This window comes from Limnohabitans sp. 2KL-3 (assembly GCF_001269405.1).
Taxonomy (GTDB): domain Bacteria; phylum Pseudomonadota; class Gammaproteobacteria; order Burkholderiales; family Burkholderiaceae_C; genus Limnohabitans_A.
The window spans coordinates 1-10,455 of sequence record NZ_CXON01000044.1 but is presented as its reverse complement, the minus strand read 5'-3'; the positions used below and the strand labels follow the sequence as shown (position 1 = coordinate 10,455).

The 10,455-nt window shown below is 56.2% G+C and carries 2 protein-coding genes and 1 pseudogene; all 3 read left to right on the top strand.

From position 1 onward, the window contains the following. Window positions 1-42: 42 nt before the first annotated feature. A complete protein-coding gene (locus AMM41_RS21390; RefSeq protein ID WP_228769400.1) occupies window positions 43-7,227 on the top strand; it encodes a putative Ig domain-containing protein in 7,185 nt (2,394 codons plus the stop codon). A gap of 592 nt (window positions 7,228-7,819) precedes the next feature. Further along, window positions 7,820-8,071, top strand: coding sequence for a hypothetical protein (locus AMM41_RS21380; protein WP_089963948.1), 252 nt, complete (start codon window positions 7,820-7,822; stop codon window positions 8,069-8,071). A gap of 79 nt (window positions 8,072-8,150) precedes the next feature. Further along, window positions 8,151-10,455: pseudogene (locus AMM41_RS21375) on the top strand (hypothetical protein); the annotation flags it as partial.

The window sequence follows — 10,455 nt, the reverse complement described above, 5'->3', positions numbered from 1 at the left end:
GATTTGGACGTACTGACCTTCACGGCCACGCTGAGCGAAGCGGTGATCGTCAACACCACGGGCGGCACGCCGACCCTGACGCTGGATGTTGGCGGACAAGTCCTGACGGCCACTTACAGTGGCGGCTCTGGTACCACCAGCTTGAGCTTCACGGCAACTGCAGGCGCGGGCGATGACAGCTCGGTGAGCGTGAGCGCGATCAACCTCAATGGTGCGAGCATCATTGGCAACACGACGTCGCAGGCGCTGTTGACGGGCACGACGGGGCAGGTGGTTACAAACCTCATTGTGGACAACACAAATCCGGTGTTCACTTCTGGCATCACGGCCAACTTTGCCGAAAACGGTACGGGGATCGTTTACGACACGGCAGCTACAGACGTCACGACCTTGACCTACGCCTTGGGTGGAGCGGATGCGGGTCGGTTTGACATCAATACCAGCACAGGTGCGGTGAGCTTCAAAACGTCACCAAACTTCGAGGTGCCTGCAGACGTGGGCAACAACAACGTCTATGACATCACCGTCACAGCCACCGATGGTGTGGGCAACACCAGCAACCAGTCTGTGGCGATCACGGTGACGAACGTGAACGAAGCGCCGACGGTGACCAGTGCTGCCACAGCCAGCTTTGCTGAGAACGGTGCTGGCGCGGCGTACACCGCCAGCGGCACTGACCCTGATGCGGGCACTGCGCTGAGCTACAGCCTAAGTGGTTCCGATGCTGCCCTCTTCAGCATCGAAGCCAGCACCGGTGTGGTGCATTTCGTGTCTGCACCCAACTTTGAGGCCCCGGCCGATGCGGGTGGAGACAACGAATATGACATCGTGGTCACGGCCATGGACAACGGTACCTTGAGCGCGACCAAAGCTGTGGCCATCACGGTGACCAATGTCAACGAAGCGCCGACGACGCAGGGAACTTTGTCGCCCCAGACAGCCATCAAAGGTCAGGCTTTTAGTCTCAACGTTAAAGATAAGTTTGCTGATGTGGACGCAGGCACCAACGGCACTTTGAGCTTCAGCTCCATAGGCCTGCCTAGTGGAATGAGCATCAACAGCAGCACGGGCCTGATCAGTGGCACGGCCACAGCAGACCAGCCCTCCGCGCAGGTTGTAGTCACTGCCACCGACGGTAGCTCTTTGTCTGTCACACAAAGCTTTAGTCTGGCCGTGGTGTCCGCACCAGTCATCACTGCGCTGCAATCCAATGTGGCTACGGCCAAGGCAGGAGATGCCATTATTTTCACCGCCACGCTCAGCGAAGCGGTCAACGTTGAAACCACAAACGGCATCCCTACACTGACGCTGGACGTTGGGGGGCAAACCCTGACTGCCACCTACATCGGCGGCACGGGTTCGACCAGCTTGAGCTTCACTGCTACAGCAGGCGCTGGCGATGACAGCACGGTGAGTGTGAGCGCGATCAACCTCAATGGTGCGAGCATCATTGGCAACACGACGTCGCAGGCACTGTTAACAGGCACGACGGGACAGGTGGTTGCCAGCTTCATCGTGGACAACATCAATCCGGTGTTCACCTCTGGCATCACAGCCAACTTTTCAGAGAACGGTGCCAGCACCGCTTACGCAGCAGCGGCCACCGATCCGAGTGCGCTGACCTACAGCCTGAGCGGCACGGATGCGGGCTTATTCAACATTAACAGCACCAGCGCAGTGGTCACCTTCAAGGTGGCACCAAACTTCGAAGCCCCGGTTGATGCAGGCAACAACAACGTCTATGACATCACAGTCACGGCCACAGATGCGGCGGGCAACGCCAGCAACCACGCCGTGGCCATCACGGTCACCAATGTCAACGAAGCGCCGACGGTAACCAGTGCAGCCACAGCCAGTTTTTCTGAAAACGGTTCAGGTGTGGTTTACACCGCAAGTGCCACCGATCCTGATGCGAGCACAACGCTGAGCTACAGCCTCAGTGGTGCCGATGCTGGCATCTTCGGTATTGATGCCAATACTGGTGTGTTGCGCTTCCTGAGTGCGCCCAACTTCGAAGCCCCGACCGACCTGGGCGGTAACAACGTCTATGACATCGTGGTCACAGCCACAGATAACGGTGCCTTAAGTGCCACCCAAGCTGTGGCCATCACGGTCACCAACGTCAACGAAGCACCAACAATGACCAGTGCAGCCACAACCAGCTTTGCTGAGAACGGCTCAGGCGGGGTGTACACCGCCAGCGCCACCGACCTGGATGCGGGTACGACCCTCAGTTACAGCCTTAGTGGTGCCAATGCAGCTTTCTTCAGTATCGACGCCAGCACTGGTGTGGTGCGTTTCCTGGCTACCCCCAACTTCGAGGCACCGGCCGACGTGGGCGGTAACAATGTCTATGACATCGTGGTCACGGCCACGGACAACGGAGGCTTGAGTTCCACCCAAGCGGTGGCCATCACGGTGACCAATGTCAACGAAGCGCCGACGGTGACCAGTGCAGCCACAGCCAGCTATGCTGAGAACGGATCAGGCGCGGCGTACACCGCAAGCGCCGCCGACCCAGATGTGGGCACCACGATGAGCTACAGCCTCAGTGGTGCCGATGCAGCTTTCTTCAGTATCGACGCCAGCACAGGTATGTTGCGGTTCTTGGCTACGCCCAACTTCGAGTCCCCAACCGACGCGGACGGTAACAACGTCTATGACATCGTGGTCACGGCCACGGACAACGGTGCCTTGAGTGCCACCCAAGCAGTTGCCATCACAGTCACAAACGTCAACGAAGCGCCGTCGGTAACCAGTGCTGCCGCAGCCAGTTTTGCAGAGAACGGCTCAGGCGTGGTTTACACCACCAGCGGGACCGACCCGGATGCGAGCACCACGCTGAGCTACAGCCTCAGTGGTGTAGATGCTGGCACCTTCAATATTGATGCCAGTACAGGTGTGGTGCGTTTCCTGAGCGCCCCTAACTTCGAGTCCCCGACCGACACTGGCGGTAACAACGTCTATGACATCCTGGTCACCGCCACAGACAACGGTGTCTTGAGTGCTACCCAGGCGGTGGCCATCACGGTCACAAACGTCAACGATGCGCCGACGGTAACCAGTTCAGCCACAGCCAGCTTTGCTGAGAACGGTTCAGGCGTTGTGTACACCGCCAGCGGCACTGACCCGGATGTGGGTACTACGCTCAGCTACAGCCTGAGTGGAACGGACGCGGACCTGTTCAACATCAACAGCACCAGTGGCGTAGTCACCTTCAAGGCAGCACCAAACTTCGAGTCCCCAACTGACGCGGGTGGTAACAACGTATACGACATCGTGGTCACCGCCACGGACAACGGAACCTTGAGCGCGACCCAAGCGGTAGCGATTACAGTAACCAATGTCAACGAAGCGCCAACGGTGACCAGTGCAGCCACAGTCAGTATTGCTGAGAACGATTCAGGTGTGGTGTACACCGCCAGCGCCACCGACCCGGATGCGGGCAATACGCTCAGCTACAGCCTGAGTGGTACTGACGCGGACCTGTTCAACATCAACAGCACCAGCGGAGTGGTCACCTTCAAGGCAGCACCCAACTTCGAAGCCCCGACTGACACGGGCGGCAACAACGTCTACGACATCGTTGTCACCGCCACGGACAACGGATCCTTGAGTGCCACCCAAGCGGTAGCGATTACGGTCACAAACGTCAACGAAGCGCCGACCGTGACCAGTGCAGCCACAGCCAGCTTTGCTGAGAACGGCTCAGGTGCGGTGTACACCGCCAGCGGCACTGACCCGGATGCGGGCGATACGCTCAGTTTCAGCCTGAGCGGCACGGACGCGGACCTGTTCAACATCAACAGCTCCAGCGGAGTGGTTACCTTCAAGGCAGCACCAAACTTCGAGTCCCCAACTGACGCGGGCGGCAACAACGTCTATGACATCGTGGTATCGGTCACGGACAACGGAACCTTGAGTGGCACCCAAGCGGTAGCGATTACGGTGACCAATGTCAACGAAGCGCCAACGGTGACCAGTGCAGCCACATCCAGTTTTGCGGAGAACGGCTCAGGTTCCGTGTACACCGCCAGCGCTACCGACCCGGATGCGGGCAGCACGCTGAGCTACAGCCTGAGCGGCACAGACGCGGACCTGTTCAACATCAACAGCACCAGCGGAGTGGTTACCTTCAAGGCAGCACCCAACTTCGAAGCCCCGACCGATGTGGGCGGTAACAACGTCTATGACATCGTGGTCACGGTCACAGACAGCGGAACTTTGAGTGCAACCAAAGCCGTGGCCATCACGGTGACCAATGTGAACGAAGCGCCAACGGTGACCAGTGCAGCCACAGCCACCTTTGCAGAGAACGGTTCAGGTGGGGTGTACACCGCAAGCGCCACCGACCCAGATGTGGGCACCACGATGAGCTACAGCCTCAGCGGTGCCGATGCAGCTTTCTTTAGTATCGACGCCAGCACAGGTGTGTTGCGTTTCTTGGCTACCCCCAACTTCGAGTCCCCAACCGACGCGGGCGGTAACAACATCTATGACATCGTGGTCACAGCCACGGACAACGGAACTTTGAGTGCAACCAAAGCCGTGGCCATCACGGTGACCAATGTCAACGAAGCGCCTTCGGTGACCAGTGCAGCCACAGCCAGCTTTGCTGAGAACGGCTCAGGTGCGGTGTACACCGCCAGCGCTACCGACCCGGATGCGGGCAGCACGCTGAGCTATACCCTGAGCGGCACGGACGCTGACCTGTTCAACATCAACAGCACCAGTGGCGTAGTCACCTTCAAGGCAGCACCCAACTTCGAAGCCCCGACCGATGTGGGCGGTAACAACGTCTATGACATCGTGGTCACGGCCACAGACAACGGTGCCTTGAGTGCAACCAAAGCGGTAGCGATTACGGTGACCAACGTGAACGAAGCGCCAACGGTGAACAGTGCAGCCACAGCCAGTTTTGCTGAGAACGGTTCAGGCTCGGTGTACACCGCCAGCGCTACCGACCCGGATGCAGGCAGCACGCTGAACTACAGCCTGAGCGGCACGGATGCGGACCTGTTCAACATCAACAGCACCAGTGGCGTGGTCACCTTCAAGGCAGCACCCAACTTTGAAGCCCCGACCGACGCAGGCGGTAACAACGTCTATGACATCGTGGTCACGGCCACGGACAACGGTGCCTTGAGTGCAACCAAAGCGATAGCGATTACGGTGACCAATGTCAACGAAGCGCCAACGGTGAACAGTGCAGCTACAGCCAGCTATGCTGAGAACGGTTCAGTTGACGTGTACACCGCCAGTGCCACCGACCCGGATGTGGGCACTACGCTCAGCTACAGCCTGAGCGGCACAGACGCGGACCTGTTCAACATCAACAGCACCAGTGGCGTAGTCACCTTCAAGGCAGCACCCAACTTCGAAGCCCCGACCGATGTGGGCGGTAACAACGTCTATGACATCGTGGTCACGGCCACGGACAACGGTGCCTTGAGTGCAACCAAAGCGGTAGCGATTACGGTGACCAACGTGAACGAAGCGCCAACGGTGAACAGTGCAGCTACAGCCAGCTATGCTGAGAACGGTTCAGTTGACGTGTACACCGCCAGTGCCACCGACCCGGATGTGGGCACTACGCTCAGCTACAGCCTGAGTGGCACGGACGCTGACCTGTTCAATATCAACAGCACCAGTGGCGTGGTCACCTTGAAGGCAGCACCCAACTTTGAAGCCCCGACCGACGTGGGCGGTAACAACGTCTATGACATCGTGGTCACGGCCACGGACAACGGTGCCTTGAGTGCCACCCAAGCGGTAGCGATTACGGTGACCAATGTCAACGAAGCGCCAACGGTGAACAGTGCAGCTACAGCCAGCTATGCTGAGAACGGTTCAGTTGACGTGTACACCGCCAGTGCCACCGACCCGGATGTGGGCACTACGCTCAGCTACAGCCTCAGTGGCACGGACGCTGACCTGTTCAACATCAACAGCACCAGCGGAGTTGTCACCTTCAAGGCAGCACCCAACTTCGAGGCTCCGGCCGACGCAGGCGGTAACAACGTCTATGACATCGTGGTCACAGCCACGGACAACGGATCCTTGAGTGCAGCCAAAGCTGTGGCCATCACGGTGACCAATGTCAACGAAGCGCCTACGATCCAGGGAACTGTGCCGACCCAGACGGCTGTCAAAGGCCAGGCATTTAGCCTGAACGTCAGTGGCAACTTTTCCGATGTGGATGCAGGCACCAACGGCACCTTGAGCTTCAGCGCCACCGGGCTGCCCAGTGGTTTAAGTATCAACAGCAGCACGGGTGTGATCAGCGGCACGCCAACAGCAGACCAGTCTTCCGCGCAGGTTGTGGTCACGGCCACCGACGGTGGCGCTTTGGCTGTCACACAAAGCTTCAATCTGGGCGTGGTGTCAGCTCCTCAATTACGATCCAGTGCACTGGACAATGTGACAAATTTTGATGTCAACTCCAACATTGTTATTCAGTACGACCAGAGTGTGACGGCCGTTGCTGGTAAATACATCCATCTTGTCAATGATGGCGGCGTTGGTTTTCGTGGTGAAAGTGTTGTCCATACGCAAAGTATTCTGTTGACAGACACTACGCAGGTCACCATCAGTCAAGGGAAGATCACGATCAATCCAATCTTCGATTTGGACTTGGCGAACACGTACCACATCACCCTAGATGAAGGTGCTTTTATGTCAACTTTGTCAGGGCTGGCAACTGCGGCATTTGATGGCACGACAAGTCTTAACTTCGCAACCGTAACACCGGGCACCACATCGATTGCTAATGCCGTCGCCTCGCAAAAGATGGATGCCGACGGAGCAATGGTTGACAGCTATCGCTGGTTGGACATCGAAGGTATCGGCATCCCATCAGGCCTTCCCACGGCGCTGGATCTCGTTGGCGGCAACTACGCGGTGGTGGCAAAAGACCAAGACCCTACGGGCGCCGACAACCTGACCGGCTATGACGGTATTGCGCTGGGGAACCTGAACGTCGCGCTGAATAACTTTGCTCTAGGCGATTTGATCTACATCGATGACCAGGGCAATAACCTCAATGCAGTGAATGACCTGACGCTTACCGCCGTTTTGGATACAGGCGTGGCACCCACCTTGATCCAGTTCGCTGGTACCGACCTAGCAGGCTTCATTGAGGTTAGCCTTTTGAACAGCACCGCCAGCTTTGATTCTTTCAATACGCTCAAGCAACTTGTAGGTGGTATGCCTGTGATTTCTGCATAACGTATGAGGAGTGAGCGTATGGCGGGTTGTCTTTGTCCGCTGTATCTCACTCCATTTACTTTCAACTAAAAGCATTTTAAATGTATATATAAAAATGTTTTCAAATGTGTTCAGTTGTTGTTTTCTATGGCAATAATTCTTATCAAAATGAGGGTGATATCTAGAAGGCGTGATAGCTAGTTTATTTTATTTGAAAATCAATTTTAATTATTCATTATGAAATTTATTTTCGTATTTATTTATTATTTTTGTATTTTTTTGATTCCTTGCTTGCAACTGCTTGCGGAATTGATCGGTGATTTTTTGAAGACTCAACCGTTTTCTCGCCAACTAGAAACCCACAATTTTTTGACCTTTCCGAAACGGCTACTCCTTGTTGAGCGCTGTAAAGAATGCTTTGGAATGCTGAAAAAAACAGCAATCCCAATCGTGCAGACAACAACCAGCGAGTTGATCGATCAAATGAGGAGACGGCCTCTGCAAATTTTTGTCTTCAACGGGCCGCAAAGTTTCAAAGCAATGCTTATCAAAAGTTGTCGATCGTGCGCACATCACAAGCTGTATTCATCATCACCTAAAGCTGGATAACTTCATGCAAGACCTATTTGTTGATCGTATTTTTAACATCGGTATTCACCAAGGTATCGCCCGCATGGACTTTGCCCGACTTGAAAAAGTGGATCCTGAAAAAAAACAAGTTGTTTTTCAACCCAGTCTAAGGGTGGCCATGCCCCTCGACGCTTTCTTGCAGATGGCCGAACAGGTCGTGCGTCTGCGTGAGCAAATAGTGCAGCAGGCCGGCAATCTGGAAACCCCGCTCGTTGAACCCGTCCCTGGTGGCTAAGGCTTTCAGGGCGCAGCTTGGCGCTGCGATTTAGTTTGATTGCGTTCCCCCCCATTTTTTTTCTTATCGGAGTCCTATCATGGCCATTTTCAGCAACCAGACCCTTGTCATCGGTACCGATTTGAGCGACACCATCACGGGCACCGCTGCAAGCGACACGCTCAGCGGTGGCAGTGGCAATGACGTCTTCATCGCGAGTTCGGGTCAGGACACTATTGACGGGGGAATCGGGTTAGACGTCGTCAGCTTTGAAGGCCAAGCGAGTAATTACCGCGTGAGAAAGCAGTCAGATGGCATGTGGTCAGTGGTGAGCCTGAATCAAGCGGTTGAATCGATCACCTTACTTCGCAACGTCGAGGTTCTTCGCTTTAGTGATCAAGACCTCACCATCCAGACGTTTTCTGTACCGTTGGGTCAGGAATTCCGGGTCAACACCACCACTGGCAACAGCCAGTATTTCCCCACGACCGCGTCCCTGGCCGATGGTGGCTTTGTGGTCACGTGGACGTCGGACGGCCAAGATGGTTCTGCCTGGGGTGTATATGCCCAGAGATATGGCGCGGATGGTAGTGCTTTGGGTGCTGAATTCAGGGTCAATACCGCCACCACCAGCAGCCAGGAACGACCCAGCATCGCAGCACTGGCCGATGGTGGGTTTGTGGTCACGTGGATGTCTTACGACCAAGACGGTTCTGTCTGGGGTGTTTATGCCCAGCGGTACGCAGCCGATGGCAGTGCTTTGGGGGCTGAATTCCGGGTCAACACCACCACCAGCTATAGTCAGATTCACCCCACAACAGCGTCGCTGGCCGATGGTGGGTTTGTGGTCGTATGGATGTCGGATGGCCAAGATGGTCCTGGATGGGGCGTTTATGCCCAGAGGTACGCAGCCGATGGCAGTGCTTTGGGTGCTGAATTTCAGGTTAATACCACCACCAGCAACAGCCAGTATTACCCCACTATCGCGTCCTTTGCCGATGGTGGCTTTGTGGTCACGTGGATGTCGGACGGCCAGGACGGTTCCGGCTCGGGCGTTTATGCCCAGCGGTATGCCGCCGATGGCAGCGCTTCGGGTGCTGAATTTAGAGTCAACACCACCACCAGCAACAGCCAGTATTACCCCACTATCGCGTCCTTGGCCGATGGTGGCTTTGTGGTCACGTGGATGTCGGACGGCCAAGACGGTTCTGGTTCGGGCGTTTATGCCCAGAGGTATGCAGTCGATGGAAGCGCTTCGGGTGCTGAATTTCGTGTCAACACGACCACCAGCAACAACCAGTACTCCCCCACTACCGCGTCTCTGGCCGATGGTGGCTTTGTGGTCACTTGGATGTCGGACGGTCAGGACGGTTCTGGCTGGGGCGTTTATGCCCAGAGTTATGCAGCCGATGGCAGCGCTTCGGGTGCTGAATTTCGTGTCAACACCACCATCAGCAACAGCCAGTATTCCCCCACGACCGCGTCTCTGGCCAATGGTGGCTTTCTGGTCACTTGGATGTCGGAGGGCCAAGACGGTTCCGGCTGGGGCGTTTATGCCCAGCGTTTCACAACCGATCAGCAACTGATTGTCGGTGACTCCATACTGGGAGGTGACGGCGAAGATTACCTTGTCGCTGGTGCTAGAAACCAAGTGCTGATCGGTGGTTCCGGTAACGACACCGTTGATGGTGGTGCGGGTTACAACACCTACCGCGTCACGGGCAGTGCAGACGCGTTTTTCTGGTCGGTAAATACCCAAGGGCAAATCAAGCTGACCGATGCGGTGGTTGATCCGCAAGATCCCATTGATGGCAGCGATGAAGGTGTTGACACCTTGCGCAACATCCAAGCCATTGAGTACATGCGTCCGGATGGCACGATCGAGTCCACTTTTCAGCTGGACGATTACGGCAACGCGGCAGATTCCGGTAATTTCCAAATCCAATACGGCGTATGGATGAACGGCCGTGCCAACTACTATGGTGATGAGGACTGGTTCAAGCTCAACACAGTGGCGGGACAAAGGGTTGTCTTGTCTGGGGCCAATGGCACAACAGGGGGCCTCCTGACTGACCTTGCCGGAAACAGCTATAGCCTCCAAGGCGATACCAGTTACATACAGGGGAACGGCAATTACACCTTGACGTGGGAGACCACCGGCACCAGCGATGTTCACTTTTGGACAGGAGATATTTCCCCCTCTAGTCCCATGGCCTCTAGGGGTTACAGTTTCATCCTGCGCCGCGAGCTGACGGGTACCGACAATGCCGATCAACTGGTGGCCGGTGCCGACTACGAACGCCTGATTGGCGGCATGGGAGACGACACACTGACTGGGTCGGACCGTCTCGATGTGCTTCTCGGTGGCGATGGCAACGACCTGCTGACGGGTGGCAAGGGCAATG

Coding starts and splice junctions, on each gene's coding strand:
- AMM41_RS21380 (WP_089963948.1), top strand. CDS start 7,820: ATGCAAGACCTATTTGTTGATCGTATTTTTAACATCGGTATTCACCAA.